General features: G+C 44.9%; 1 protein-coding gene. It reads right to left on the bottom strand.

Annotation, left to right across the window (positions count from 1 at the left end; all coding sequences use genetic code 11):
• Window positions 1-46: 46 nt before the first annotated feature.
• Window positions 47-748: an esterase/lipase family protein gene (locus tag OSCI_RS08895; RefSeq protein ID WP_007354594.1), complete on the bottom strand. Its 702-nt coding sequence runs from the start codon at window positions 746-748 to the stop codon at window positions 47-49.
• Window positions 749-837: the final 89 nt, after the last annotated feature.

Raw genomic sequence — 837 nt, 5'->3', positions numbered from 1 at the left:
AGCGATTAGCCATTACCAATTACCAATTCCCAATTCCCAAGAATCTCTAATGTAAATATTCTATCCAAGATGGTACGATCTCAGGTGAACCGTACCATTTCCCAGGCGATCGCGGTGAATGCCAAACGTCATCTAAAACTAAATTTTCTGCACCTTCTAAATGTGCTGCGGCTACGGGAGTAATTCCATCTCCCCAAGTTTCTGCGATCCCAATTGTCAGTTTATAACTGTTATAAGCTAACCAGGTTTTAAAGCCACGCTTCCCAAAAACTGCCTTACCTGCAACGCAGACATAGCGAACATTTGGATGAAAAGCACCGGGATAGTGAATCTTGACAAAATCTAGATTTTTGCGAGTCCATCTTTCCTGACTGACGTGAGGCGTGCCCAAAGTAACCAGGGTATTTACAGAGGGGAAAGCGTTCCATAAACCAACGTCTTCGGCTACGTCTCCATGAATAGTATAGGGCTTTTCTCCGAGATATATCCGCGCAATCCAGCCGCCGGCTGAGTGACCGATGAGGTTAATCTGAGAGCTATTATATTGTTGCAGGGCTTGCTTGACTGTGCGATCGAGCGATCGCAAAATGGGTATCATCGATCGCCCTCCTACTGTTGGCCACCAATCCCGTTGACTTAGGGGTACTATCAGAGTCGGGAAACCGCGATCGCGCAGAATTTTCTCTAATTGGCTATATTCCGAGGCAGCGGCGAAATATCCTGGTAAAATTACTGTTGGTAACGGCATTGTATATCTGAGATTTTTTCTATTATTAGTATAAGTTGAAACGTAGAAATGTAGGGTGGCGCTCGCCGCCAAAAAGCTGATAATTCATA

Origin of the sequence: Kamptonema sp. PCC 6506, assembly GCF_000180455.1 — a bacterium.
GTDB classification, from domain to species: Bacteria; Cyanobacteriota; Cyanobacteriia; order Cyanobacteriales; family Microcoleaceae; genus Kamptonema; species Kamptonema formosum.
The sequence above is the reverse complement of the archived record's forward strand: the minus strand, read 5'-3'. Positions and strand labels throughout refer to the sequence as shown.